Source organism: Castellaniella sp., assembly GCF_049650445.1.
Taxonomy (GTDB): Bacteria; Pseudomonadota; Gammaproteobacteria; order Burkholderiales; family Burkholderiaceae_B; genus Castellaniella.
Genome location: NZ_JBASAD010000003.1, coordinates 17,129 through 42,631, shown reverse-complemented (window position 1 = coordinate 42,631; position 25,503 = coordinate 17,129). Strand labels below are relative to the sequence as shown.

Sequence of the window (25,503 nt, the reverse complement as noted above, 5' to 3'; positions counted from 1 at the left end):
GGAACTTATGTACATGAAAGTCCTGGCCCCGAACGTGCGGCGCCACACGATCCTGCCTCTGTTGCTGCTGGCCGCGCTGACGCTCTCGGGCTGCCAACTTCCGCGGTCCGGCCCCATGCTGAGTGAAATGACGGGGGCCCACAATGACAAGGACGTCATCGTGATGCCCGTGTCGCGCGAACTCGCGCAGCAGAGCCGGGTGCCCGAGGTGGCCGATTTCCCCGCGCGCTACCGCGACCTGACGCAAGCGGGATTCGACCGCCTGGCACCCGGCGACGGCATCAACATCAAGGTGTGGGAACGCGGCGGCCTGGGCGTATTCGCGACGGACCCGTCTGGTGTGAGCGACCTGGGCAACCAGGAAGTCGACCGTTCGGGTCATGTCACATTCCCCATCATCGGCAAGTTTCGGGCCGAGGGCCAGACCCTGGAACAGTTGCGTGACGCCGTGATGGCGCGCCTGAGCAAGCTTGTGGTTGGCGCCGACATCAGCGTGACGCGCGTGGCCGACGAACGCGGGCAGATGGTGACGGTGCAGGGAAACCTGACCAGGCCCGGCATGTATCCCATCACGCAGACGTCCCAGCGCCTGAGCAGCGCGCTGGCGCAGGCGGCACCGGTGCAGGAGAACCCCGAGCAGATGATCATCAGCCTGCGTCGCAACAAGCAGGTGGCGTCGGTGCGGCTGTCGGATATCTACCGGAATCAGGCCAATGACATTCTGCTGCGGGCGGGCGATGTCATTACCGCCTATGACGCCAAGGCGTTTCTGACCGTGCTGGGGGCGGCCGGTACTCAAGGGCGCGTAGCCATCAGCAAGCGCAATTACAGCGTGCTGGATGCGCTGGCCGATTCCAGGGGGCTGGACGACAAGCTGGCGGATCCGCGTTCCGTGTTCTTGTTCACGCCCGCGAAGGCCGGGGTGGACGGCAAGCCGGACAAGCTGCCCGTGGTCTACCAGTTTGACCTGACCCGTCCGGAGCAGGTGGCGCTGGCGCGCGAGTTCACGGTGCGTGAAGGTCAGGCGATCTATATTTCGGACGCGCCGTTCACGCAGGTGCAGAAGGTCCTGTCGGCCTTCCGCTTCACGATGAGCGCGGGCTTCAGCGCCACGAAAGCCATCGGCAGCGATGCGGGCGCCAGCTCGTCGTCGCTATCCCAATAGCATATCGATGAGTAACGAGGACCGGATCAAAGGCTGGCGATCACGCCGACAAGACAGTCACTACACGGTGGGGGCCGGTGTCGCCGACTGGCGGCTGGATCCGGCCGCCCTGTTCGAAGCCAAGGCTGCGCCGGCCGTGCTGTTCAAGCCTTTGCTCGCCCGCCTGGAGGGCGAGCCGCATGATTCTGTGGCGGCCCGGCGGGCGGTGTACGAAGCGGTGCAGGCGGAGCTGGAGGCGGAGATTGCGCGCAGCGCGGTCGACGAAAGCCTGGCCGATTTTTCCCGGCGGCGCTTGCGCATCATCGTGCGCCTCCTGGAACAGGACATCCGCGCGGGCGTGGCGGTCTTCACGCCGGGCTACATGCCGGACAGGCTGGTGGCCGAGGACGAACGCCTGGCTGCGGCGTACGCGCGGCGCGTGGAGCGGCGCAAGCAGGACGAGGCGCGTGAAGCGCGGCGCTATGCGTCACGCAACGACATAGCGCTGCAGATCGATGTGGCGCAAGACGAAGCGGGCGACCTGGCGATCCTGCGGGACCGCCTGCGCGTCTTGCACGAGGGGCGGCCGCCGGACATGGCCGGCCGGGTCCAGCCGGTCGGGCGCACGCTGATGGCGATGTTCATCTATCAGTTGCGTGTGATGCAAGGCGAGAGCCGTATCGCCCTGGTGTGGGCCCTGGTCGGACCCGTGGTGCTGCTGACCTTGATTTCGTCGCTGTATATCCTGATGGGCACGCATTACATCATGGGTATGGATGTGCAGACGTTCGCGCTGTTGGGCGCGACGACCTGGATCATGTTCCGGCAGATCGCCTTCCGGAGCAGCACGGCCTATGTGTCGGCCCGCGGCCTGCTGAACTTTCAGGGCGTGACGCCGTTGATGTGCGCCCTGGTGCAGGCGCTGATCTATGTGTCGGTGTATCTGGTGGTGTTCGCGGTGTTGATCAGCGCCGGTCATGCCTTGGGTCTCATCACATTGCCGATCAGTTGGGCCGGCTTCATTCTTTTCGTTGTCCTGATGGGGTGTTGCGGCGCGGCGATGGGGCTGCTGTTCGGCACGATCGCGACGTTCTGGCGTTTCTTTTTGCGGCTTGCGCCGATTATCGAACGGTTTTTTCAGATCTTCGCGTCCGTCTTTTTTGTATCGGAACAGTTGCCGGAGCAATTGCGTCCGTGGGTGCTCTGGTCGCCGTTCGCGCATGGCATGCAACTGCTGCATTCCGCTTACTTCCATGCGTACCAGTCGCACGATGCCAGCCTGAGCTATTTCCTGACCTCGCTGGTCTTCCTGCTGGTGGTCGCCCTGATGGCCGAGCGCCTGGCCCGCCCCGATGTCCAGCCCATGTGAGGCAGAACCTATGCGAGGATCCTTGTTGACAGACCCTGGGATGATCATCCGGATCAATGGCGTGACCGACGAGCCGTATGCCTTCGGCCGCAGGCAGGCGCTGTTGGCCAATGCCAGTCTCGATATTCCGGTCGGGCGCTACGCCTTGCTGTCGCCCGTGCCGGAAATGCATCGTCAACTGGTGGACGTGCTGTGCCGCCTGCGTCCGCCACGCCAGGGCTTCGTCACGCACGATGGCAACGTGTCGTGGGCGATCGGCCGGCAGGGTTTCATCCGCAGCAAGGCGACCGGCCTGAGCATGATCGATTTCATCAGCGAGATGTACGAGATCGACGCGGATATGACACACGAACTGGTGGCGGACCTGATCAGCGATCCCAAATGCCTGGCCAAACCCATGGAGCATTGGCCCCCCTATACACGACAGGAATTTTCGTTCGCGCTGGCGTTGGCGCCGGCGTTCGATGCTTACGTGATCGAAGGAAGCATTCCCTTCGAGCCCTGCCGCTTCACGCGCCTCTGGCTCGCCCTGTTCGAAGAACGGCTGGTGGGCCGGACGCTTATTTTCTCTAGTTATCGCCAGAATCAGTTGGCGGACTATTGTTTCAAAGGCTTGATCTATGAACGAAGCGCACTCCGCATCGAAGACGACCTCGACCAGTGCATCCTCAGATTTCCCCCGCGGCGATCGCGAAGCGACGCCGGAACCCACGGGGATGACCACGGAGACGGATTCGACGATGGCCAGCTCGGGTTCTGAAAACGGGTCCGAGATCGAACGCCGTCGCCGCGAGCGTCAGTCGGCGCTGCGCGAGCGCCGCCGCCAGCGCTGGATCAATGCGCTGATCGTCGTCGCGCCGGTGGCGCTCGCCCTGGCCTACGTGTGTCTCTTTGCCATACCGCGCTACGAGGCGGAGTCGCGGTTTTTCGTGCAATCGGCGTCTGGTCAGCAAGGCGGCGCGGGGGCGGCCAGTTTGCTCACCACGGGGAATTCGGGCGGCATGCTGGGCGGATTCGTGGACGGGTGGGCGGTCGCCGACTTCCTGGAGTCGCGCGACAGCATGCGGCAGCTCGACCAGAAGGTCGGCCTGCGCCGTTACCTGACGAATCCCAGTTGGGATCCGTTCAATCGCCTTGCCGAGGATGCCAGCGAGGACGAGCTGTATCGCGCCTACCGGGCGTCGGTGCACGTCTCGTTCAATGCGTTGGAACAGATCGATGTGCTGCAGGTCAGCGCGTTTTCCTCGGAAGACGCGGCCACGCTGTCCAGGGCGCTCATCGAGCTGGCCGAGAAATTCGTCAGTACCATGAACGAGAAGGGCGTCTCCGACAAGCTGACGGTGAGCAAGGAGTCGGTCAGGATGGCGGAGCAGGATGCGCTCGCGGCCCGGGACGCGCTGACGACGTGGCGCACGGCGCATGGAAACGTCGATCCCGCCGCCACGGTGTCGATGCTGCTGGATCTGTCCAGGCAACTGGAAGGGGAGCTCAGCACCGCGCAGATCAGGCTGGACAAGATCCGGGCCTTGAACAACAAGGATCACTTCATGCTCAAGCCCGCCGAGATGCAGGTCGCCGCCCTGAAAAAACGGCTCGCGGCCGTGCGTTATCGCCTGAGCGGGGGCGGCAATGCGGAAGCCAGGCAGCTCAAGTCGTACGAGGCGCTGCGCAACGCCCAGGCGTTCGCGGATTCAAACCTGACCCTGGCGCAGCAATCGTACCAACAGGCGATGACGGACGCTCTGCGCTTGCAGCGGTATCTGTCCATCATCGCGCAACCGGTTCCCACGGACCGGCCCAGCAGCCCGCGCACGGGTCTCCTGCTGTTGCAGGCGCTGGCGCTGGGCTTTGTGCTCATGTTCATCGCTCGCGTGGCGATGGCTTTGTTGAGAGGACTGCGCCATGGTTGATACGACGATGGAGAGCCGCCGGCCTGTGGTTGGCGTCGATCCGCAGAACGCCATCGCCCGCTTGCGCGAAACCATCGGGCGGATCCGCGACGCGGCCGACCCCGAGCGCGACATGACTGCGCTCGAACCGGCATTGCGGCAGGTCAAGGACGGCTGGCGCGATGTCCGGCGATTGCTGGTTTCGCCCTTCGTGCGCGAGGGCCGGCTCGGGCCCGCGATCGCCGCGCTGGGCGTGCTGATTGCCGTTCACCCCTCGCGTGTCGAGGAGCGCCGTCTGCTCGCCAGCCTGTTCGGTCGCATGGGGCAGTGGGATCAGGCGATTGCCGAGGCGGATGCCGCCGCCGGCATCGAGCCGGACAACGCGGCGCTGCATGCCGTGCGGATTCAATTGCGCGTGCGTGCGGGCCGGGTGGCCGAGGCGGCCAAAGCGGCTCGCGCGACCCTGGCCCTGGCCCACAGCGAACCAGGCGAAGCGTATTCCTGGATGATGGCTTTCGTGCGCAACGGCGATGTGGCCGAGGCGGCAGACATCGCGGCGGCACTGGAGCCGGACGAGCTGCCGAACGAACGCGTGGCGACGATGGCCGTGCGCGCCCTGATGGAGGATGGCCGCACGGTGGCGGCAATCCGGCTTGGCGACGCCGCGCTGCGCGCGGGGCACGACTGCGCGGGGCTGCGTTCGTCGCTTGGGCTCTCGCATCTGCGGCGTGGCTCGGAAGCAGATCGCAAGGTGCATGCGGTGGCGCATTTCGAAGCAGGTTTGCAGATGGCGCCGACGGATGTGCGGCTCTTGACGCTGCATGGGGAAACCCTGCTGCGCGCTGGCCGCTACCAGGAAGCGGTGGTGCCGCTGGCGCGGGCCCTTGAACTGGCGCCGGAACTGGAGCATACGCGCGCCCTGTATGCCCGCGCGCTGCGCTACACCCTGCAGTATGGCGATGCAGCCGATCAGTTGATGAGACTGGTCGAAAAGTCCCCGGACAAGCTGCTGTGGCAGCGGGCCGCCATCGGAGCGCTATCGCAGGCGGGCCGCAGGAAAGAGGCCGAGGCGCTGTTCTCGCGATACATCGCCACGCGCAGCGCCCAGCTTCCGGACACGTTCCAGGCAGCCATGGCCCGCATGGAGGGAACGCTGGACACCGCGCCCATCCCGCAGGCACGCCTGGATTGGGCCTGGTCGTTGCGCGGCGATACGTCCATCGATCGTGCGGCCTGGGAGCGCCGGGCGCGCTGGGGCCATCGGGTCGATCATCTGCTGCTCGACTGGCTCGAATGCCGCGAGGAGCGCGTCGAAGAGGCCATGCACCTGCTGGGCGAGCTCGATAACGGCGAGCGCTTTTTCGCGCCGTTGCTGGCGGTCGGGCGCGGTGTCGTGGTCGCCACGGCGCACGTGGGCCCCATGTACGCCGGCTTGATGGCCCTGGAGTTGGTGGGCATCCCGTCCCGCTGGCTGGCGACGGCACCCAGCATCGCCCAGAGCAGCTATTCTGCGGCGCTGATTTCCACCGCCGACCAGACCGAGGCCCAGGTCGCCAAGGCCTGCATGCGCGCGATCAACGCGGGCTACGTGCTGTGTCTGGCCATCGATGGCGCAGCCAATCCCGCCGCGCCGCGCACGACCTTCGAAGGACAGGAGGTGACCTACTCCGGCTTCGCGTCCCATCTGGCGTACCGCCTGGGCGTGCCATCGGTGTTCTACGCGCCTCGCTGGGAGAACGGCCGTGTGACCTACACGCTGGAGATGCTGCCGGCGGCTAATCCGGGCGAGGATGAGCAAGCCTATGCGCAGCGCTGGCGGAAGGCGTATTTCGACCGGCTTCGGGAACACTTGGCCGGCGAGCCGGAGAATCTGCGCCTGAGCGGCGGCATCTGGCGCCATGTGACGTCTGCGGACCGGTCCGCGCAAGCATAGGCGGCTTCGATGTTCGTGCGAAAGAACGCGATGATCTGGCTGCTGGCTCTGGCCTCGCTGTGCAGCGGTCCGGCAGTGGCCGGCGAACGGTGTGCGGCGCCGGATGAGCACTGTCCATTTGTGTCCGGGTTGTTGCAGCAGCGCGAAGGCTATGGGGCACAGGCCACGGGCGGGCTGGGTGGCGATTTCGTCGAGGTGACCTCCGATCAGGATGCGGGGCCCGGCACGCTGCGCGCTGCGCTCGAGCAGGCCCGCAAAGAGCGGTCGTGGATACGCTTCGCATCCGACATGACCATCGTCCTGAAGTCGCAGTTGCGTGTGCCGTCCGACACGACCATAGACGGGCGCGGCAAGCGGGTGGTCTTGATCGACGACGGCCTGGGCGTATATGGCAGCCGGAACGTCATCCTGACGCATCTGACGATAGACGGGCGCCTGAATCGATTCACGCAAGCCGTGAACGTGGCCAACGGCAGCCGCGACGTGTGGGTCGATCACATGGACCTGTCGCGGATGGCTGATCGCCTGCTCAATGTGAAGAACGGTTCAACCGACGTGACGATCTCGTGGACCAGGTTCCACCATTCAAACAAGGTCATGCTGCTCAACAACATCACTTCGAAAAACCTCTTCCAGCACTATGCGCGCGATTCGATCGCGCGCGTGACGCTGCATCACAACTATTTCTTCGACACCGTGCAGCGCAACCCCAGGGCGCAGTTCGGCACTTTCCACCTGTTCAACAACCTGGTGGAGAACTGGGATTTCTATGGCATGAGCTTCAGCCTGGAGGCCAAAGCCCTGGTCGAAGGCAACATCTTCGTCAACGACGCCCGGCGCACGTGCGTGGAGCCTGAATTCTTTGCCACGGTGGAAGGCATCAATGTGAATTACTGCCGCTATATCCCCGGTGCGCCCCAACGCAGTGCGCTGGGTAACGGCGAATCCGATCGCCGGGCTTACGAGAAACTGAAGTTCCGGTACGGCTATACCCGCGACTACAAGGCCTTTCTGCGCGTGAAAGACAATCTGTACCTGGGCGATGCGAAGCCGGTGCTGCGGGACTACCGACCCGAATCGGTGCCGACGCCTCCGTACTGCTACGGCTATGAAAAGCCGACGCAGGCCCTGGCCGAAAAGATACGGAAGTCTGCGGGCAACACGTCCGGGGATAGCCCGCTGCCCGACTTGCGCACCGTCATGAGTTGTCCGGGCTGAAACGGAAGTGCCTCAAGCGATGCTCAGGCGACGTGCGCTCAATGCGCTATGGCTCGATCCTCTGCGAGCCGACCCATCAGGCAGGCATGCACCCCCTGGGCAATCGCCCAGGCCAGCCGCCTGATCGTTGCCGACTGTCCAAGCCGCGCTTCTTCTTCAGGATTGACGATCACCCCCGCCTCTACCAGCACGGCAGGCATGGGCGCGGTCCGCAGCACCGCCAGCCCGTCGTAGCGGTGGACGCCCAGGCGGCGGTCGAGGAATGGGTGGTTTTCCCCCTCGACCTGCGCGGCGTGGTATCCGGAAGGGCGCTCGCCCGCCGCGTGCAGGTATGACCCGATGTTCCGCGCGCACGCCAGGCTGCGCGCGGGATGCGGGTTCAGCGCCGAGACGAAGATCGAATAGCCGGCGAATTCGGCCTGGCGGCCCGCCGCGAGATAACGCCCCTGTGCCGAGTCGTGGTGGATCGACACGAGGAGATCGGCGTCCGGCGCGATTGCCGCGCGCCGGGACGGTGGGATGTCCGCGCCGATGCCCTCGGCCCGGGTCGTCCGGTCGCCTAGCGCCGCAAGCGCGCGGGCGAGGGCGGCGGCCAGGTCCCGGTTGTACAGAGACTCGGCGCGGCCGCTGGCGCCTGCCGCGCCCGGCCGCTCCGGTCCGTGACCCGCGTCCACCAGGATGTGCGCGGCCTGCGCCGGCCAGGCGCAGCACAGGGCCAGCAGGAGCGCGGACAGGGCGCGCGCCGGACGCTCGCGGAGGGGGCATGCCGGCACCCGGGGCGGTGCCGGAAGGACGATGTTGCGAAGCGGCGTGACCATGCGTGCAGTGTAGGGCTCGGTGTGTGGCCGTGCACGCCGGCCGTCTGACGCGCGCCCGTCCTACGACGCGACTGCCAGACGCGGCGAGGCCACGTGCCGGGGCAGCACGGGCGCGCCGACGGCCGTGCCCCGCCGGAACACACCGGCCGCGCTGGCCAGGTTCAGGGTCTGGCCGTCCAGGGTCTGCACGGCGGTAAAGGATTCCTCGGCCATGGCGGCGTTGCCCCGGGTCAGGTCGCCCAACTGAATGAAGGTCTGCTGGATGCGCGCCAGGTCTCCGGTCTGTTCCTGGCCCGCGTCGTGGATCTGATCGATCAGTGCGCCGACTTGGCGGTTCTGTTCCAGAATGTGGCCCATGGCTTCGGTGGCCTCGCGCGTGCGGGCCACGCCGCCCTGGGCGATCTGTACGGTTTCGCGGATCAGGCCGCCGATTTCCTTGGCGGCGCCGGCCGAACGCTGGGCCAGTGCACGCACTTCGCCGGCGACTACGGCAAAGCCGCGTCCCTGTTCGCCCGCGCGGGCGGCTTCGACCGCTGCGTTCAGGGCCAGAATATTGGTCTGGAAGGCGATGCTGTCGATCACGCTCACGATTTCGCCGATCTTCTGGCTCGCCGCATCCATGCGCTCGATCTGCTGCGCGGCCTGATTCACGACACCGGCCGCGCGGGTGGCGGCGTCACCCGAATCTTTGGCCAGGGCGACGGCCTGTCGAGCACGCTCGGCATTGCCGTCGATCAGTTCGGCGAGTTGCTCCAGCGAGCTGCTGGTCTCGGCCAGACGGTTGGCTGCTTGTTCGGTCTCGTTGCTGAGATGCTGGCTGCCTTGGGCGATTTCGGCCGAGGCGCCGCGCAGACCGCCGAGCTGGCCGTGCACGTCATCGATGAAAGAGCGCAGATTCAGGCTGGATTGCGTGATGGCCTTCTGGATCGAGGCGATCTCGTCCAGGCGGGGCAGCCGCCAGTCGTCCACGGGCTGGCCTGTAGCGGCCTGGACCGCTTGGCGCTGGATGGCGCGCAGCGGCCGCACCAGCCGGTGATCCAGGAGCAGGCCGGCCAGCAGGACCAGCACGGCGCCGCCGCTGCTGGCGCCCAGCCAGGCCGCGTCTCGCAGTCCGGCCAGCCAGGCGAGGCCGGCCCAGAGGGGAATCAGGCTGCCCAGGGTCAGGGCCAGCCGCTGGCGCAGCGACTGGGTGCGTGCGCCGTTGCGCCAGCGCCGCCATCCGGTGTCCATCAGCAGGCCGTGGTGAAAACGCCCGGCGGGCCGGCCGGCCTGGAAGGTCGCGCAGACGCGCTCGGCTGCGGCGATTTCCTCTCGGCTGGGCTTGGTGCGGACCGACAGGTAGCCGCTGAGCGTATCCTGATGGTAGACGGGCGCGACATTGGCGCGCACCCAGTAGTGATCCCCGTCCTTGCGCCGGTTTTTGACCACGGCCGTCCATGAGCGGCCCTGCTTCAGGGTATCCCACAGATCCTGGTAGGCTTCGGGGGGCATGTCGGGGTGGCGCACGATGTTGTGGGCCTTGCCCAGCAGCTCGTCGTACTCGAAGCCGCTGATGCGCACGAACGCCGCGTTGGCGTAGGTGATGTGGCCCTTGAGGTCGGTGACGGACAGCAGCGTTTCATCCCCGGGGTAATCGTATTCCTGTTGGCTGACGGGCAGGTTCTTGCGCATGGATATCCTCAGGATTGTTAAGGATTAAAATATCTTTGGTATCAATGACTTACGGCTGTCCTTGGAGTAATTCGGCATCATACTGGGAATTCATGATTTTTTTGCATGTTTATCCATGCTAATTCCGCATAGAGAGGGGCCTCTCAATCATGTTTCAGAACACAGAGCCCATTTCAATAGTTGAAAGCAATCGACTCTATTTAAACAATCAATTTTACTTATGGAATGGGCTCGCCTACACTGGTCTCCGTTGGCCTCATGGCCCTTTCACTGAACCCCTGAACGAGGAGCTTTTTTCATGTCCCTGATCAACACCACCATCAAGCCCTTCAAGGCCACCGCCTATCACAACGGCAAGTTCGTCGACGTCTCCGAGCAGACCGTCGCCGGCAAGTGGTCCGTGTTCGTGTTCTATCCGGCCGACTTCACCTTCGTCTGCCCGACCGAACTCGAAGACCTGGCCGACCACTACGCCGAATTCCAGAAGCTGGGCGTTGAAGTCTATTCCGTGTCCACCGACACGCATTTCGCCCACAAGGCCTGGCACGACACGTCCGACGCCATCAAGAAGGTCAACTACCCGATGATCGGCGACCCCACCCACGCGCTGTCGCGCAACTTCGACGTGCTGATCGAAGAAGAAGGCGTGGCGCTGCGCGGCACCTTCGTGGTGAACCCGGCCGGCGAAATCAAGGTCCTGGAAATCCACGATCTCGGCATCGGCCGTGACGCGTCCGAACTGCTGCGCAAGGTCAAGGCTGCCCAGTACATCGCCAGCCACCCGGGCGAAGTCTGCCCCGCCAAGTGGGAAGAAGGCGCCAAGACGCTGACCCCCTCGCTGGATCTGGTCGGCAAGATCTGATCTCCATCGCCTGAACGGCGCGCGGCGGCACGGTCCGCCCGCGTGTCCGGAGCGATCGCGGCCCGTCCACGGGCGGGCCGCATTTTGACCCCGATACCCTCATTGGGCAGTACCATAAAGGTCTGTCCCGGGGCAGTTTTTTTCCAAAAAGGTGTGAATATGCTGGATGCGAACCTCAAAGGACAATTAGGAACCTACCTCGAACGGGTCACAGAGTCCGTCGAGCTGCGCGCCTCCCTGGATGGCAGCACCCAGGCGCAGGAGTTGCGCGTCTTTCTGGAAGAAATCGCCAGTCTGTCCGACAAGATCACCCTGACGGATGACGCCGCTGGCGCGCGCGTGCCGTCTTTCGAAATCGCCCGGAAGGGCACCGACATCGGTGTGCGCTTCGCCGGTATTCCCATGGGCCACGAATTCACTTCGCTGGTGCTGGCGCTGTTGCAGGTCGGCGGCCATCCGCCCAAGCTGGACGAGGACGTGGTCGAACAGATCCGCAACCTGCCGGGCGACTACACCTTCGAAACCTATTTCTCCCTGTCGTGCCAGAACTGCCCGGACGTGGTCCAGGCGCTGAATGCGATGTCGGTCATCAATCCGCGCATCCGCCACGTGGCGATCGACGGCGCCCTGTTCCAGGACGAAGTCCGGCAGCGCGAGATCCTGTCCGTGCCCGCCGTGTTCCTGAATGGTGAACTGTTCCATCAGGGCCGTGCCGGAGTCGAAGAATTCCTGGCCAAGCTGGATGTCGGCAATGACGAGGCCAAGGTCGACGCCCTGAACGCCCGTGAAGAATTCGACGTGCTGGTGGTCGGCGGTGGCCCGGCGGGTGCGGCAGCGGCCGTCTATGCCGCTCGCAAGGGCATCCGCACCGGTGTGGTGGCCGAGCGTTTTGGTGGCCAGGTGCTGGACACCATGGCGATCGAGAACTACATCTCCGTGCTGGAAACCGAAGGGCCCAAGTTCGGCGTCGCGCTGGAGCAGCACGTCAAGGCCTACGAAGTGGATATCATGAACCTGCAGCGGGCCGCCAAGCTGGTGCCGGGCAAGTCCGTCCAGGTCGAACTGGCCAGCGGCGCGGTCCTGAAGGCCAAGACCGTCATCCTGTCGACCGGCGCGCGCTGGCGCCAGATCAACGTGCCCGGCGAAGACGAATACCGCAATCGCGGCGTGGCCTATTGCCCGCACTGCGACGGCCCCTTGTTCAAGGGCAAGCGCGTGGCGGTGATCGGCGGCGGTAATTCCGGCGTCGAGGCGGCAATCGACCTGGCCGGCATCGTGGGCCACGTCACACTGATCGAGTACGGCGATGCGCTGCGGGCCGATGACGTGCTGCAGCGCAAGCTGCGCAGTCTGCCCAACGTGACCGTCATCACCTCTGCCCAGACCACCGAGATCCATGGCGATGGCAAGCGTGTGATCGGCCTGAGCTACAAGGACCGTCAGGGTGGCGAATCGCATCGCGTCGAGCTGGAAGGCGTGTTCATCCAGATCGGCCTGGTGCCCAATACCGAATGGCTCAAGGGCACGGTCGAGCTCAGCAAGCACGGCGAGATCATGGTCGACGCCCGGGGCCAGACCTCGGTGCCCGGCGTGTTCGCGGCGGGCGATGCGACCACGGTTCCGTACAAGCAGATTATCATCGCCGCTGGCGATGGCGCCAAAGCCGCGCTGTCAGCCTTCGACCATCTGATCCGCAGCTCGGTGGAGGCGGAGGCGACGGCTGCCGCCTGATTGAGTCTTCGGTGTTCATCCAAGGCCCTGCAAAATCTGCAGGGCCTTTTTTGCATGTGACGTGTGGCGTGTCGCTGTAACGCTGTGCCGTATATGACTATTTGACGTTAATTTAGCCTTATAAAAACAGAGGCCATGCTTATAATTTCGATCGGCCTTTTTTGCCGTATGCCGTTATTGCGAAAAAAAAGATAAAAAAATGTGCTTGTCCATGCGGCTTGTCTGAACATCCCTTCTGAGTATTTTATGAAACTGCGAAACAAGATTGTGTTGACCACAGGGGTTTCCTTTGTGGTTTTTTTGCTGGCATTGACAATGGCGTTGATCGGCATGCAAAGCACAAAATCACGTTTTCAGCAATTCATCGATTTTGATCAGAGTCTGCTGCAGGCTGAAAACGCCATGTATACCCAAGGTTTGCAGATGGGGCAGGCTTTACGCAACATCGTCATGGATCCTGGTAATGAAAGGGCTTATGCAAATCTTGACAATGCTGCGGGTGCCTTTCAGAAAGCCTATCAGCTTGCCGGTCGTGTTGGGGCGGATGATGCGTCAACGCAAAAAATGTTGCAAGCAGTCAATACGTTGCGGAATACGCAGAAAAACATACAGGAACGCATCGTTGGAATGGCTCGCGAAAGCCAGCAACAAGCGGCGATACAGGCCATTGCAAACGATGAAACACCGGTATGGCGTGAAATGCGCGATTTGCTCACCACATCCATACGCGACAGGCAAGAGGCAGTCGAGCTGTCAAAAGCGGAAATGGCCGCTTTCACCCAGAAAATCCTGATGATCAGTTTATTGCTGGCGGTGACTGCCTTGGTGCTGGGTGGTGTCATGATGGCGTGGCTGACACGTAGCGTCATGAGACAGCTGGGCGGCGAGCCCGATTATGCTGCGGAAATCGCTCGCGATATTTCTTCAGGCGATTTTTCTAATGCAGTAGCCTTGCGCCAGGGTGATCGGCATAGTCTGATGTTCGCCATGCATACCATGCAGCAAAATCTGGCCCAGTCCGTCCGTGATATTCAGCAGGCCACGGAAACCATCGATACTGCCGCGACGGAAATTGCGATGGGCAACTCGGATTTGTCGGCGCGTACGGAATCCCAGGCGGCCAGCCTGGAGGAAACCGCAACGGCGATGGAGCAACTGACCAGCACCGTTCAGCAAAATGCCGATAACGCCCGGCAGGCGGATGGCTTGGCAAGCACGGCATCTGAAATTGCTTCCAAGGGGGGCGATGCTGTCGCTGGCGTGGTGAATACGATGGAGTCCATCAAGGAAAGCTCCGGCAAGATTGTCGATATCATCAGCGTCATTGATAGTATTGCTTTTCAAACCAATATTTTGGCGCTTAATGCTGCGGTTGAAGCCGCGCGCGCTGGTGAGCAAGGTCGTGGCTTTGCCGTCGTGGCTTCAGAAGTGCGTACTTTGGCGCAGCGCTCCGCAGCCGCTGCACAGGAAATTAAAAGCTTGATCGATGATTCGGTTGCGCGGGTGCAAGCGGGCGACCGTCAGGTCGAAGAAGCTGGCCGCACCATGTCCGAGGTGGTCAGGTCAGTGAAGGAAGTGGCTGTCATCATGAGCGAAATCACTGCGGCCAGTCAGGAGCAAAGTGTCGGTATTGGTGAAATTGGCCAGGCAGTCACGCAAATGGATAATACGACCCGGCAAAATGCCGCTTTAGTCGAGCAGGCGGCAGCCGCTGCCAAAAGCCTGGAGGATCAGGCGGGCAAGCTGGCTCTGGTGGTGTCGCGCTTCAAACTGCCCAATGTCGTGACCCTTGAGGCAGAGGCCGTACAACCGGGTCATCGCATGGTATTGGCCCGGTAAAACCTGCCTGAGAGGGCAAGCAGGCGAAGCCTGTGCGGCGTGTGGGCGTTTTCCACCGTCGGGCCGGTCGTTCAATCAGGTTCGGTGTCCTCCATCCGGGGCCAGGGGCCGTCGATGTGCTGGCGGCACAGGTCCACCCAGGCCTGGGCCGCGTGGCTGAGCATTGGCCATGCGGCCGCTAACAGGGCGATGTCCCATTTCAGCGTCTCGGGGCCCAGGGGGCGGGCGTCGAGTCCCAGCGATTCCGGATCCTGGATGAAAGGCTCGGGCAGCAGTGCAATGCCCATGCCCGCCTGTGCCATGGACAGCGTCCAGTCCCACTGGCCACTGCGGGCGGCAACGTGCGGTTCATAGCCGGCCGCCTGGAATTGCCGGTCCAACAGGCGGGCCAGCGCAAAGTCGTCGTCGAGCAGCACCAACGGCCGTCCGTTCAAGTCCCGGATGTGGGGCGAGGCGGGCAGCGCCTGCATCAGCCCGGGTTGGCCGATCGCCAGAATCCGGTATCGGGCGACGATCCGCGGGCGCAGGCCCAGCTCCGGCGCCACGGGCATCAGACTGAACCCCAGGTCCAGCCGGCCTTCGGCCACCTGGTGTTCGATGGCGCGGCCCGTGTCCTCATGCAACGCGACTTCAATCCTGGGATAGCGCTGGCGATACTCTTTGAGTGGCGTGGTGAACAGGCGGTTGATCATCGGCGGCAGGCCGAGATCCAGCCGACCCAGCTCCAGCGTCTGCGTGCGGGTGATGTCGCGCAGCAGGGCACTGTGCGCCGCGAGTACGTCCTGCCCGCGCGCCAGGACCACGCGCCCCATGTCGGTGAGCCGCGCCGGTCGCCGTTCGCGGTCCAGCAACGGGGCGCCGATCTCGTCTTCGAGCTGTCGGATCATCTTGCTGATCGTCGATTGCGTCACGCCCAGGGCCGTTGCGGCGTGGGTGAAATTTTGCCGCTTGGCGGTTTCGATGAAGTAGCTGAGGGCGCGCATATCCATCGTGGCAGGCCTATTACTATGAATAAATAGAATTGTATCTATCTATTTAATGAATATTGCCAATGATATTCTCGTTTCATCATCGCATCAATAGACGAGGAGACCATGATGATGGAGCGCCTGCAATGTGCCGGATTGAGATCGAAGATCATGACGGCGTCGGCGGCCGCTGCGCTGTTCAGGGACGGCATGACGGTCGGGATGAGCGGTTTCACGCGAGCCGGGGATTGCAAGGCTCTGCCTGCGGCGCTTGCGGAGCGGGCGCGGCGTGAGCCTTTGCGGCTGAACCTGATTACGGGCGCGTCCCTGGGTAATGACAGCGATGGCGTCATGGCCGAGGCCGGTCTGCTGGCGCGCCGCCTGCCGTTCCAGGCCGATGCCCGGTTGCGTCGCGAAATCAACGAAGGTCGGGTCATGTTCATCGACCAGCACCTGTCCGAGACCGTGGAGCAACTGCGCGTGGGCCACTTGCCCAGGATCGACATCGCCGTGGTCGAGGCCGTGGCCATCCTGCCCGACGGCAGCATCGTACCCTCCATGTCCGTCGGCAATTCCGCCAGCTTCGCCGCCCAGGCCGAGCAGGTCATCGTCGAGCTGAACACCAGTGTGCCCATGAGTCTGATGGGCCTGCACGACATCTACCTGCCTGAGGACCGGCCTGGACGCAAACCCATTCCCCTGACCGAGCCGGATCAGCGCATCGGCACGCCGGCGATTCCCGTCGATCCTGCGCGCATCGCCGCCATCGTCGTCACCGATCACCCGGACAGTCCTTCCACCGCCTTGCCGCCCGATGAGGATACCCGGGCGATCGCCCGCCACATCACCGGCTTTCTGCAGGGCGAGGTGGCCGCAGGCCGCATGACCGATACGCTGCTGCCGCTGCAGGTCGGTATCGGCACGATCGCCAACGCCGTGGTGCACGGACTGGTGGATGCGCCGTTCCGCAACCTGCGGATGTATTCCGAAGTGCTCCAGGACAGCGCCATCGCCTTGATCGACGCGGGCCGCGTATCCTTCGCCTCGGCGTCTTCGATCACCCTGTCCGAGCCCATGTACCGCCACTTCATGGAGCGTCTGGACGAATATGCCCGGCGTATCGTGTTGCGCCCCCAGGAAATCAGCAACCATTGCGAGATCGTGCGGCGCCTGGGCGTGATCGCCATCAATACCGCGCTGGAGTTCGACCTCTACGGCAACGTGAACTCCACGCACGTCGGCGGCACGCGGATGATGAACGGGATCGGCGGCTCGGGGGATTTCGCCCGCCAGGCGCACTTGTCGATTTTTGTGAGCAAGTCGATGGCCAAGGGCGGCGACATCTCCAGCGTGGTTCCGATGGTGGCCCACGTGGATCATACCGAGCATGACGTCGACATCCTGGTGACCGAGTGGGGGCTGGCTGATCTGCGCAATCTGGCGCCGCGAGAGCGTGCGCCCCGCATCATCGAGCAGTGCGCGCACCCGGACTACCGGGAAGCTTTGATGGATTACTTCCAGCGCGCCTGTGCGAAGGGAGGCCATACGCCCCACCTCATCGGCGAGGCGCTGGCCTGGCACGAGCGGTATGCCGATACGGGATCGATGCGCGTCGCCGAGTCGCTGGCCTGCGCGTGAATGCGGCGGCGCGTCGCCGGCTTCAGGCTGTCCGCGTTGCGCCGCCTTCTATCGCCGGCAGGGCCGGCCGGCGATAGAATACCGCCTTCTCCTTTTTTTCGGTGGCGAGGCCTGTCATGCTGACGCAATACGGCGTGCTGGACGTCTGGACCTATCTGGCCGGCGTGGTGTTCATCATCCTGCTGCCGGGACCCAATTCCCTGTTCGTGCTGGCGATCGGCGCCGGGCGCGGTGTGCGCGCCGGCTATCAGGCGGCTCTCGGCGTGTTCGTCGGCGATTCCATCCTGATGACGCTGACGGCGGCCGGTGCGGCCTCGGTGCTGCGGCTGCTGCCCATGGTGTTCATCGCCCTGAAGGCCGCCGGGGCGGTTTACCTGACGTACCTGGGGATCCGTTTGCTGATGTCGGCCTGGCGGCCGGGGCCGGCGCAGACTCACGCGGTCGCCGGCGGTCCGGGCAGCCCGTTTCGCAAGGCGCTGCTGCTCAGCCTGCTCAATCCCAAGGCCATCCTGTTTCTGCTGTCGTTCTTCGTGCAGTTCGTCGATCCGACCTACCCGCATCCCGCGCTGTCCTTTCTGATCCTGGCGACCATCCTGCAGGTCTGCAGCGCCGTGTATCTGTCTACCCTGATCTTCGGCGGTTCGCGCCTGGCGACGTCGTTCAGGCGGCGCCAGGGCCTGGCGCGCGCCGGCAGCGGCCTGGTGGGATTGCTGTTCCTGTGGTTTGCGGGGCGCATGGCGTTTGAAGCCTGAAATGTTCCCGTGCGGACGCTGTTACAGAACATCATCATCGTGCAATAATGTTGATCATTCATATTGAGTGATGTTCCGGTGTTTTCGCCCGTTGCGCCTCTGGTGCGGCGGTGGCGGGTCGCGCATGTCCGGCCAGGGTAGGGGTTTATCCCCTTTAGGTGGCCTTGCGCATCCTGAGTAGAATTTTTTGCATCCCGGGTGTTTCACGAACGATTCGAACAGGATGCCTGCATGTCCCCGCGACTGGCTTTACGCAATATCAGCAAATCCTACCCGGCCGTCCGGGCCAATGATGCAATCGATCTGACCGTCGAACCCGGCGAGATCCACGCCATTCTGGGCGAAAACGGGGCCGGCAAGTCCACCCTGATGAAGATCATCTACGGCGTGGTCCGTCCAGACGAGGGCACGGTTCACTGGGATGGGCAGGAAGTCCGGATCGCCAACCCGGCAGCGGCACGAGCCCTGGGCCTGGGCATGGTGTTCCAGCACTTTTCCCTGTTCGACACCCTGACCGTGGCGGAAAACATCGCCCTGGGCCTGCCGCCGGGTACGGACATGCAGGTGCTCGAAACGCGGATCGCCGCCACGGCGGCGCAATACGGCCTGGACGTCGAGCCGCGCCGCCACGTGCATACCCTGTCGGTGGGCGAACGCCAGCGCGTGGAGATCGTGCGCGCCCTGCTGGGCAAGCCGCGCCTGCTGATCCTGGATGAACCGACCTCGGTGCTCACGCCGCAGGCCGTGCTGCGCCTGTTCGAGGTGCTGCGTCAACTGGCGGCCGAAGGCTGCAGCATTCTGTACATCAGCCATAAACTCGACGAGATCCGCGCCTTGTGCCATCGCTGCACGGTGATGCGCGCCGGCCGGGTCACCGGGGTCTGCGACCCGCGCCAGGAAACCGAGGCTGGCTTGTCGCGCCTGATGATCGGCGCCGATCTGCCGGTGCACGAGCACCGGGCACGGCAAGAGGGGCCTGTGCTGTTCCAGGCGCGCCGCCTGAACCTGCCGCCCGCGCACCCTTTCGCCACGCCGCTGGTGGACGTCGACTTCGACCTGCATGCAGGGGAGATCCTGGGCGTGGCAGGCGTGTCCGGCAACGGCCAGCAGGAATTGATGGGCGTGCTGTCGGGCGAAGACACGCGCGCCGCCCGGGACGGCATGCTGTTCGACGGCCAGCCCGTGGGCCAGCGCTCGTCGGCCTGGCGGCGCGCGCGCGGCATGGCCTTCGTGCCTGAAGAGCGCCTGGGACGCGGTGCCGTGCCCGAACTGTCTCTGGCGCGCAATCTGCTGCTCTCGCACCAGGGGCCGGATACGGTGCGGCGCGGCTGGATACGCACCGGGGCCGTGCGCCGCATCACCGCCGACATCATCGAACGCTTTCGCGTCAAGGCGCCCGGTCCCCAGGCCCTGGCCGGCAGCCTGTCGGGGGGCAATCTGCAGAAATACATCGTCGGCCGCGAAGTCGTGCGCCGGCCCCGGCTGCTGATCATCGCCCAGCCCACCTGGGGGGTGGACGTGGGCGCGGCGGCGCAGATCCGGGGCGAACTGCTGGCGCTGCGCGATGCGGGCTGCGCCATCCTGCTGATTTCCGAGGAACTGGACGAATTGTTCGAACTCTCCGACCGTCTGGTCGTTCTGGCCAAGGGGCGCTTGTCGCCCGCCATCGACCGCGCTCAGGCAACGCGTGAACAGATCGGCCAGTGGATGAGTGGTCTGTGGCCCGGGGCCGAGGCGCCAGGCGCTCAGGCCGGGCATGCTCCTGCCGCTGCGGAGGCCGTCCATGCTTGAGCTCATCCCTCGCGCCGAGCCTTCGCGCCGGATGGTGTGGCTGTCGCCGCTGCTGGCGGTCGCGCTGACAGCGCTGTGCGGCCTGTGCATGTTTCTGGCCATGGGCAAGCCGCCCTTGCAGGGTCTGGCCGTCTTTTTCATCGAACCGCTCGCCAGCCGGCACGGCTGGGCCGAGGTCGGCGTCAAGATGGCGCCGTTGCTGCTGTGTGCGGTCGGACTGGCACTGTGCTTTCGCGCCAACATCTTCAACATCGGGGCCGAGGGCCAACTGGTCGTCGGAGCCATCGTGGCCGGCGCCTTCATCCTGCAGTTCGATGACGGGACTGGCGGTGGGGGCGGACCGCTGATGGTCGCGCTGGCGCTGCTGGCCGGAGCCCTGGGCGGCGCGCTGTGGGCGGGGCTGGTGGCCTGGCTGCGCGATCGTTATCACGCCAATGAAATCCTGGTGTCGCTGATGCTGGTGTATGTGGCGCAACTGCTGCTCAGCTATCTGGTGCACGGCGTGATGCGCGACCCGGACGGTTTCGGCTTTCCCCAGTCGCGCTTGTTCGACGACGGATTCCTGCTGCCGGTGTGGCCGGGCACCCGCCTGCACCTGGGTTTCGGGCTGGCCCTGGCCGCGGCTTTGGCTGCCTGGCTGTTGCTGTCCCGCCTGTTCGCCGGCTACCGCCTGACCGTGGGGGGGCTGGCACCGCTGGCGGCGCGCTACGCCGGGTTTTCCTCGCGCCGCGCGCTGTGGGGCTGCATGCTGGGCTCCGGCGCGCTGGCGGGGGTGGCCGGCGCCTGTGAAATCATGGGGCCGATCGGTCAGCTCACGCCCTCGGTTTCGCCGGGCTATGGCTTTGCCGCCATCATCGTCGCCTTTGTGGGGCGGTTGCATCCCATCGGCGTGATCTTCGCCAGCTTCGTCATGGCCCTGTTCTACATCGGCGGCGAGCTGTCCCAGACGCGCCTGAACATGCCCGATGACATCACCGGCATCTTCCAGGGCATCCTGCTGTTTTCGCTGCTGGCCTGTGATGTGTTGATCCACCAACGCCTGCGCTGGAGGCGCTGACACCATGGACGTACTGGCTCCCCTGATCGCAGCCGCCATGAACGCCGGCACGCCGCTGATGCTGGCGGCCCTGGGCCTGCTCATCAACGAGAAATCCGGCGTCATCAACCTGGGTTCCGAAGGCATGATGCTGGTGGCGGCGGCCCTGGGCTTTGCCGTGACCGTGCAGTTCGGCAGTTCCGGGCTGGGGTTTCTGGCCGGCGCGGCCGCCGGCGCCCTGATGGCCGGTCTGTTCGCCTGGCTGGTGGTCTGGCTGGGGGCCAATCAGGTCGCCTGCGGTCTGGCCCTGTCCCTGTTCGGCGTCGGCCTGTCGGCCTTCATCGGCTTGCCCTACGTGGGCGCCACGATCCAGGCCGCATCCTGGGCGGTGCCGGGGCTGGCCGATCTGCCGTTTGTCGGCCCGGCACTGTTTCAGCACCATCCCCTGGTCTACGGGGCACTGGCGCTGGCCGTCGGGCTGACCTGGTTCCTGTATCGCACGCGTCCCGGGTTGATCCTGCGCGCCGTGGGCGAATCCCCCGAATCCGCCCATGCCCTGGGTTATCCGGTGCGCCGTATCCGTCTGGCGGCTTTGCTGTTCGGCGGGGCCTGCTGCGGTCTGGCCGGGGCCTTCATGTCGCTGGTCTACACGCCGATGTGGGTCGAGAACATGGTCGCCGGGCGCGGCTGGATCGCTCTGGCGCTGACGCCGTTTGCCACCTGGCGCCCGCTGCGGGTGCTGGTCGGCGCCTATCTGTTCGGCGGCATCACCATCCTGACCTTCCACATGCAGGCGCTGGGCGTGCCGATTGCCTCTCAACTGCTGTCGATGCTGCCCTACCTGGCCACCATTCTGGTGCTGGTCCTGATCTCGCGCAACGTGAACTGGATCCGCATCAACATGCCTGCGTCCCTGGGACGCGTGTTCAACCCCAATCACTGATTGTTGTCGTCCTACGGAGATCCTCCCCATGAAAACCCGCTTGATTCGTCACACACTGGCGGCCGCCACCGCTGCGGCATGCCTCTGGACCGCCGGCCCCGCCGCTGCCCAGGAACCTCTGAAGATCGGTTTCGTTTACGTCAGCCCGGTGGGCGAGGCCGGCTGGTCCTGGCAGCAGGATCTGGGCCGCAAGTACATGGAGCAGCAACTGGGCGACAAGATCAAGACCCAGTACGTCGAGGACGTGCCCGAGGGCGCCGACGCCGAGCGCGTCATCCGCGACCTGGCCCAGCAGGGCAACAAGCTGATCTTCACCACCTCCTTCGGCTACATGAATCCGACCATCAAAGTCGCCAAGCAGTTCCCGGACGTGAAGTTCGTGCACTCCACCGGCTACAAGACCGCGCCGAACGTCGCCACCACCAACGCCCGCTTCTACCAGGCGCGCTACGTCGCCGGCATCCTGGCCGGGCACAAGACCCAGACCGGCGTGGTCGGCTATGTGGGCGCCTACCCGATCCCCGAGGTCCTGCAGGGCATCAATGCCTTCACGCTCGGCCTGCGCAGCGTCAAGCCCGACGCCACGGTGCGCGTCATCATGGTCAATAGCTGGTTCGATCCGGGCAAGGAACGTGACGCCGCGCTGGCGCTGCTGGACCAGGGCGCCGATATCGTCACCCACCACACCGATTCGACTGCTACCGTGCAGGCGGCCGAGGAACGGGGCAAGTGGGCCATCGCCTACCACTCCGACATGTCGAAGTTCGGCCCGAAGGCCCAACTGGGCGCCGTCACCCACCATTGGGGTGAATACTTCACTCGCGAAGCCAAGGCCATGCTGGACGGCACCTGGAAGTCCGATCAGGTCTGGGGCGGTTTCAAGGAAGGCATGGTCGCTCTCGAAGGCTTCGGTCCGGCTGTGGACGATGCGCTGAAGGCCGACCTCAAGGCCAAGGAAGACGCCATCGCCAACGGTTCCCTGAACCCGTTCGCTGCGCCGATCAAGACCAACGAGGGCAAGGTGGTGCTGGCCGAAGGCGCGCTGGATGACAAGGGCCTGAACGCCATGGACTATTACGTCGAGGGCGTGGTCGGCAAGCTGACGAAGAACTAAGGGCCCCCACGCTGCGCAGCCCTTGGCTGCTTGCTGCCCCCCAAGGGGGCGCGTTTTGCCTTGGGGCGGCCCGGCGGCAAAACAGCCCCTACGCTGCGCAGCCTCCGGCGGCAAAAAGGGTTCTTAAGCCGCCTTACGTGGCACCGACCAGGTGCTGACGACCTGGGCGACCGGGTCGCCACCGCCTTCGGGCAGCAGCAGTGCCTCGCCGGCCGTCATGCGGCCGGTTTTCAATATCCGCGCCTGGGCGATGATTCCGCCGGCCGGCGCTCCCCGCAGAAAATTGATCGTCAGGCTGGCGGTGACGGATTCGGCGACCCCGGTGGCGCCGACCACGGCCGCGTACAGGGCCAGATCCGCCAGGCCCATCAGCATCGGCCCGGCGACGATGCCTCCCAGCCGCTGGTTGGCCGGGCTGGGGGGCAGGCGCAGCGTGGCCTGCCCGTATTGGATGTCCAGGATCTCGATGCCCAGTACGGCTGCAAAGGGATGCAGTCGGTCCAGCAGTTCGCGGAAGCCTTCCAGACTGATGCGGGCCTCGGGGGTCGAGACGTCCGGCGCGGCGGTTTCAGCGATGATTTCAAGCGGCTTGGACATAACGCAAAGAGTGGTCGAAAAGCCCATAGTACACTGGCCCAGCCGGATCAGACGGGTGCTGGCCGGCCGCGCCGGCCGGCGTTCCGGCCGGTTCATCCGCAGGGTCGCTTTCGTTTCCTGCGGGTCACATCATTGGGTAGGAAATGAATAGATTCTTGACGCGCACACTGGGAATTTCGGCTGGCCTGCTGCTGGCGACCTCGGCCTGGGGGCAGGGACACGGCGCCGCCCACGGCGCGCCGGCCGCCGCCGCACCGGCCAAGGCATCCGCCACTGTGACGGCGTCCGATTGCTGGATCCGCATGATCCCGTCTCCGGCTCCTTCAGGCGGTTTCTTCGTGGCCCACAACGCCGGCTCTGCGGATGCCGTTCTGACGGGGGCCCATTCGCCTGACTACGGCATGGTAATGCTGCACGAAACGACCGAATCGGGCGGCATGAGCAAAATGGCGATGGTCCACCAGGTCGCCATTCCGGCGGGCAAGGACCTGGCGTTCAAGCCGGGCAGCTACCACATGATGCTGGAACAGCCTCGTGACGGGCTGAAAATTGGCGATACCGTGCGAGTGGATTTCACCTTGGCCGATGGCGAGGGCTTTTCCGCGACCTGCGAACTCAAATCGCCCAAGACCATGTCCGGTACGGCCGGGCATGGCATGAAGCACTGATCAGACGTTCGCGACGAAATCCAGCACGGCGCGGTTGAAGGCCCGGGGGTTGGCCAGGTTCATGCCATGGGAGGCCAGGGCGATGCGTACGCGTCCGGCCTGCGGCAGCAGTTGGTGCAGCCGTTCCAGGCGGGTGCCGTACTTGGCAGGGCTGTTCGCCCCGGTGATCAGCAGCAGCGGGCAGGACAGGGCGGCGGCGTCCCGGGGGGCCACGGGCAGATTGGCCTCCTGGATCTGCGACAGCAGCGTCGCAGCGTTGTCCCGTACCATGTCTTTGAACCAGCCGACCATCTTGCGCCAGGTGTCGGTGCCGTTCACCGTGTCGATGAACTGTTCGATCGCGCCTTCCGTATCCCCATCTCGCAACCGTTGCACGGCGTCGGCGTAGAAGACGGGTGTTTCGGGCTCGTCCGCAAAACGGAATCCCGGGTCGGCCAGCGTCAGCGAGCGGCACAGGCCCGGTGCCTGGATCGCCAGAGCCAGGGCCACCTGGGCGCCCCGCGAATGGCCGATCACGTGCGCGCCGCCGTGCTCGTCCAATGCGCGCAGCAGGTGCGCCAGATCGCCGGCGTGGCCATCGATGGCGTATGTTGTCTGGGGATGGGTCTGCGCATCAGGCCAGCAGCCGCGCAGACTGGGGGCGATGACGCGGCGTGTGTCGGCGAAGGCCGGCATCTGCCAACGCCAGTAGCGATAGTCGCACAGCGAACCGTGGATCAGCAGGATGGGCGTGCCCGCACCCACACCCGCCTGGGTGTAGTGCAGGTCGCCATCGGGCAGGGGCAGGATGTGGTGCGGCGGTTCGGTGTGCGGGGCCGGCATTACAGCAGCTTCAGGCGGCTCTTGGCTGTTTCGGCAGACGGGCTGCCGGGGTAGTCCTTGATGATGCGCTGCAGGCTGGCCTTGGCGCTCTTCATGTCGTTGAGTTCGATCTGGTCGGCAGCCACCACCAGCAGCGCGTCCGGCGCGCGGGGATCTTCGGGGCGGTTCTTCACCAGGGTCTGCATGGTCTGGATGGAGTTCTTGAAGTCCTTGGAGGCGTACTGGCTGCTGCCCAGGTAGAACTGGGCGTCACCGGACAGGTCGCTGTCGGGATAGGACTGGATGAAGGCCGAGAAGCTGGCTGCGGCTTCTTTGTAGCGGCCATTGCGGTACTGGTCGGCCGCGGCTTCGTAGACGGCCTGCTCCTGCGGGTCGCCTGCTTGCGGTGTCTGGGGTGCGTTGGCATGGCCGGCGTTGCCGCCGGCCGAGGGCCCGCGCTGGCTCAGCTCTTCGACGCGGCCGCGCAGCGAGGCGATTTCCTGATGCAGCAGGTCCATCTGGTCGGCCAGTTGCAGCCGGGCCTGCTGGTTCTGTTCGTTGATCTGTTTGATCTGGGTGCGCAGTTCCAGGATGGCGCGGCGCGCCTCGTCGTCCGAAAACGCCTGGGCGGCAGGTGTTGCCAGCGTCAGGGCCAGCAGAGCGGCGGAGGAAAGGGCGTGCAGGCGAAGGATCGATGCGGTCATGAGTCTTCCATGAAAAA

22 protein-coding genes are annotated in these 25,503 nt (G+C 64.7%); 16 read left to right on the top strand and 6 right to left on the bottom strand.

All coding sequences use genetic code 11. The features are described 5' to 3' along the window. The first annotated feature begins 13 nt into the window (after positions 1-13). Genes WA983_RS00900 through WA983_RS00875 form a run of 6 tightly spaced genes read left to right on the top strand, consistent with a single transcriptional unit; the run spans position 14 to position 7,553 of the window. Positions 14-1,165 (top strand): polysaccharide biosynthesis/export family protein, encoded by a 1,152-nt coding sequence (locus tag WA983_RS00900; protein WP_424250555.1) that lies wholly within the window; start codon positions 14-16, stop codon positions 1,163-1,165. Positions 1,166-1,172: 7 nt separating this feature from the next. Next, the gene (locus tag WA983_RS00895; RefSeq protein WP_424250567.1) at positions 1,173-2,513 is read left to right on the top strand and encodes an ABC transporter permease; all 1,341 of its coding nucleotides are present in this window, start codon (positions 1,173-1,175) and stop codon (positions 2,511-2,513) included. A gap of 43 nt (positions 2,514-2,556) precedes the next feature. After that, positions 2,557-3,273 (top strand): ATPase, encoded by a 717-nt coding sequence (locus tag WA983_RS00890; RefSeq protein ID WP_424311501.1) that lies wholly within the window; start codon positions 2,557-2,559, stop codon positions 3,271-3,273. Continuing rightward, the gene (locus tag WA983_RS00885) at positions 3,230-4,423 is read left to right on the top strand and encodes a sugar ABC transporter (protein ID WP_424311485.1); all 1,194 of its coding nucleotides are present in this window, start codon (positions 3,230-3,232) and stop codon (positions 4,421-4,423) included. Before WA983_RS00890 ends, WA983_RS00885 begins: the two co-directional genes overlap by 44 nt. After that, positions 4,416-6,335 (top strand): tetratricopeptide repeat protein, encoded by a 1,920-nt coding sequence (locus WA983_RS00880; RefSeq protein ID WP_424311484.1) that lies wholly within the window; start codon positions 4,416-4,418, stop codon positions 6,333-6,335. The genes WA983_RS00885 and WA983_RS00880 overlap by 8 nt, the downstream gene beginning before the upstream one ends. Before the next feature lie 30 nt (positions 6,336-6,365). Next, positions 6,366-7,553, top strand: a complete 1,188-nt coding sequence (locus WA983_RS00875) for a pectate lyase family protein (protein ID WP_424311483.1) — start codon at positions 6,366-6,368, stop codon at positions 7,551-7,553. A 38-nt stretch (positions 7,554-7,591) separates the two neighbouring features. Here WA983_RS00875 and WA983_RS00870 read toward each other — a convergent pair whose 3' ends face one another. Together WA983_RS00870 and WA983_RS00865 are read right to left on the bottom strand one after the other, a co-directional pair. Next, the gene (locus WA983_RS00870) at positions 7,592-8,371 is read right to left on the bottom strand and encodes an N-acetylmuramoyl-L-alanine amidase family protein (RefSeq protein ID WP_424311482.1); all 780 of its coding nucleotides are present in this window, start codon (positions 8,369-8,371) and stop codon (positions 7,592-7,594) included. A gap of 60 nt (positions 8,372-8,431) precedes the next feature. Further along, a complete protein-coding gene (locus tag WA983_RS00865; protein WP_424311481.1) occupies positions 8,432-10,042 on the bottom strand; it encodes a methyl-accepting chemotaxis protein in 1,611 nt (536 codons plus the stop codon). Positions 10,043-10,340: 298 nt separating this feature from the next. Between WA983_RS00865 and ahpC the strand changes: the two genes are divergently transcribed. The 3 genes from ahpC (at position 10,341) to WA983_RS00850 (ending at position 14,474) form a co-directional block, all read left to right on the top strand. Further along, positions 10,341-10,904 (top strand): alkyl hydroperoxide reductase subunit C, encoded by a 564-nt coding sequence (gene ahpC / locus WA983_RS00860; protein ID WP_424249954.1) that lies wholly within the window; start codon positions 10,341-10,343, stop codon positions 10,902-10,904. Positions 10,905-11,063: 159 nt separating this feature from the next. After that, positions 11,064-12,635 carry an alkyl hydroperoxide reductase subunit F gene (ahpF, locus tag WA983_RS00855; protein WP_424249953.1) on the top strand — a complete coding sequence of 524 codons (1,572 nt, stop codon included), beginning with the start codon at positions 11,064-11,066 and terminating at the stop codon, positions 12,633-12,635. Between the two features lie 246 nt (positions 12,636-12,881). After that, a complete protein-coding gene (locus WA983_RS00850) occupies positions 12,882-14,474 on the top strand; it encodes a methyl-accepting chemotaxis protein (protein WP_424311480.1) in 1,593 nt (530 codons plus the stop codon). A gap of 71 nt (positions 14,475-14,545) precedes the next feature. On the opposite strand, the gene WA983_RS00845 is transcribed toward WA983_RS00850, so the two are convergent. Then, positions 14,546-15,463 (bottom strand): LysR substrate-binding domain-containing protein, encoded by a 918-nt coding sequence (locus WA983_RS00845; protein WP_424249949.1) that lies wholly within the window; start codon positions 15,461-15,463, stop codon positions 14,546-14,548. Positions 15,464-15,568: 105 nt separating this feature from the next. Here WA983_RS00845 and WA983_RS00840 point away from each other — a divergent pair, with 105 nt between their 5' ends. The 6 genes from WA983_RS00840 (at position 15,569) to WA983_RS00815 (ending at position 22,716) form a co-directional block, all read left to right on the top strand. Continuing rightward, on the top strand, positions 15,569-17,080 hold the full coding sequence (locus WA983_RS00840) for an acetyl-CoA hydrolase/transferase family protein (protein WP_424249948.1): 1,512 nt from the start codon (positions 15,569-15,571) through the stop codon (positions 17,078-17,080). Between the two features lie 116 nt (positions 17,081-17,196). Further along, a complete protein-coding gene (leuE, locus tag WA983_RS00835) occupies positions 17,197-17,832 on the top strand; it encodes a leucine efflux protein LeuE (RefSeq protein ID WP_424249946.1) in 636 nt (211 codons plus the stop codon). 231 nt (positions 17,833-18,063) lie between these two features. Further along, the gene (locus WA983_RS00830; protein ID WP_424249944.1) at positions 18,064-19,623 is read left to right on the top strand and encodes an ABC transporter ATP-binding protein; all 1,560 of its coding nucleotides are present in this window, start codon (positions 18,064-18,066) and stop codon (positions 19,621-19,623) included. Continuing rightward, the gene (locus tag WA983_RS00825; RefSeq protein ID WP_424311479.1) at positions 19,616-20,680 is read left to right on the top strand and encodes an ABC transporter permease; all 1,065 of its coding nucleotides are present in this window, start codon (positions 19,616-19,618) and stop codon (positions 20,678-20,680) included. Before WA983_RS00830 ends, WA983_RS00825 begins: the two co-directional genes overlap by 8 nt. A gap of 4 nt (positions 20,681-20,684) precedes the next feature. Further along, a complete protein-coding gene (locus WA983_RS00820) occupies positions 20,685-21,602 on the top strand; it encodes an ABC transporter permease (protein WP_424247162.1) in 918 nt (305 codons plus the stop codon). Between the two features lie 28 nt (positions 21,603-21,630). After that, a complete protein-coding gene (locus tag WA983_RS00815) occupies positions 21,631-22,716 on the top strand; it encodes a BMP family ABC transporter substrate-binding protein (RefSeq protein WP_424247160.1) in 1,086 nt (361 codons plus the stop codon). A 123-nt stretch (positions 22,717-22,839) separates the two neighbouring features. Here the strand turns inward: WA983_RS00815 and WA983_RS00810 are convergent, their stop codons facing one another. After that, positions 22,840-23,313, bottom strand: a complete 474-nt coding sequence (locus WA983_RS00810) for a PaaI family thioesterase (RefSeq protein ID WP_424311478.1) — start codon at positions 23,311-23,313, stop codon at positions 22,840-22,842. Between the two features lie 155 nt (positions 23,314-23,468). Here WA983_RS00810 and WA983_RS00805 point away from each other — a divergent pair, with 155 nt between their 5' ends. Continuing rightward, positions 23,469-23,981 (top strand): copper chaperone PCu(A)C, encoded by a 513-nt coding sequence (locus WA983_RS00805; RefSeq protein WP_424311477.1) that lies wholly within the window; start codon positions 23,469-23,471, stop codon positions 23,979-23,981. Here the strand turns inward: WA983_RS00805 and WA983_RS00800 are convergent, their stop codons facing one another. Further along, positions 23,982-24,803: an alpha/beta fold hydrolase gene (locus tag WA983_RS00800; RefSeq protein ID WP_424250151.1), complete on the bottom strand. Its 822-nt coding sequence runs from the start codon at positions 24,801-24,803 to the stop codon at positions 23,982-23,984. Beyond that, the gene (gene ybgF, locus WA983_RS00795) at positions 24,803-25,486 is read right to left on the bottom strand and encodes a tol-pal system protein YbgF (RefSeq protein ID WP_424250149.1); all 684 of its coding nucleotides are present in this window, start codon (positions 25,484-25,486) and stop codon (positions 24,803-24,805) included. Before ybgF ends, WA983_RS00800 begins: the two co-directional genes overlap by 1 nt. Between the last annotated feature and the right edge of the window lie 17 nt (positions 25,487-25,503).

Bases quoted from the DNA above. Each gene is read 5' to 3' on its own strand.
- WA983_RS00870 (WP_424311482.1), bottom strand. From the start codon at position 8,371: ATGGTCACGCCGCTTCGCAACATCGTCCTTCCGGCACCGCCCCGGGTG.
- WA983_RS00885 (WP_424311485.1), top strand. From the start codon at position 3,230: ATGACCACGGAGACGGATTCGACGATGGCCAGCTCGGGTTCTGAAAAC.
- WA983_RS00900 (WP_424250555.1), top strand. From the start codon at position 14: ATGAAAGTCCTGGCCCCGAACGTGCGGCGCCACACGATCCTGCCTCTG.
- WA983_RS00865 (WP_424311481.1), bottom strand. From the start codon at position 10,042: ATGCGCAAGAACCTGCCCGTCAGCCAACAGGAATACGATTACCCCGGG.
- WA983_RS00825 (WP_424311479.1), top strand. From the start codon at position 19,616: ATGCTTGAGCTCATCCCTCGCGCCGAGCCTTCGCGCCGGATGGTGTGG.
- WA983_RS00810 (WP_424311478.1), bottom strand. From the start codon at position 23,313: ATGTCCAAGCCGCTTGAAATCATCGCTGAAACCGCCGCGCCGGACGTC.
- WA983_RS00875 (WP_424311483.1), top strand. From the start codon at position 6,366: ATGATCTGGCTGCTGGCTCTGGCCTCGCTGTGCAGCGGTCCGGCAGTG.
- WA983_RS00880 (WP_424311484.1), top strand. From the start codon at position 4,416: ATGGTTGATACGACGATGGAGAGCCGCCGGCCTGTGGTTGGCGTCGAT.
- WA983_RS00815 (WP_424247160.1), top strand. From the start codon at position 21,631: ATGAAAACCCGCTTGATTCGTCACACACTGGCGGCCGCCACCGCTGCG.
- ahpF (WP_424249953.1), top strand. From the start codon at position 11,064: ATGCTGGATGCGAACCTCAAAGGACAATTAGGAACCTACCTCGAACGG.
- WA983_RS00895 (WP_424250567.1), top strand. From the start codon at position 1,173: ATGAGTAACGAGGACCGGATCAAAGGCTGGCGATCACGCCGACAAGAC.
- WA983_RS00850 (WP_424311480.1), top strand. From the start codon at position 12,882: ATGAAACTGCGAAACAAGATTGTGTTGACCACAGGGGTTTCCTTTGTG.
- WA983_RS00820 (WP_424247162.1), top strand. From the start codon at position 20,685: ATGGACGTACTGGCTCCCCTGATCGCAGCCGCCATGAACGCCGGCACG.
- WA983_RS00845 (WP_424249949.1), bottom strand. From the start codon at position 15,463: ATGGATATGCGCGCCCTCAGCTACTTCATCGAAACCGCCAAGCGGCAA.
- ahpC (WP_424249954.1), top strand. From the start codon at position 10,341: ATGTCCCTGATCAACACCACCATCAAGCCCTTCAAGGCCACCGCCTAT.
- WA983_RS00830 (WP_424249944.1), top strand. From the start codon at position 18,064: ATGTCCCCGCGACTGGCTTTACGCAATATCAGCAAATCCTACCCGGCC.
- WA983_RS00800 (WP_424250151.1), bottom strand. From the start codon at position 24,803: ATGCCGGCCCCGCACACCGAACCGCCGCACCACATCCTGCCCCTGCCC.
- WA983_RS00840 (WP_424249948.1), top strand. From the start codon at position 15,569: ATGATGATGGAGCGCCTGCAATGTGCCGGATTGAGATCGAAGATCATG.
- leuE (WP_424249946.1), top strand. From the start codon at position 17,197: ATGCTGACGCAATACGGCGTGCTGGACGTCTGGACCTATCTGGCCGGC.
- ybgF (WP_424250149.1), bottom strand. From the start codon at position 25,486: ATGACCGCATCGATCCTTCGCCTGCACGCCCTTTCCTCCGCCGCTCTG.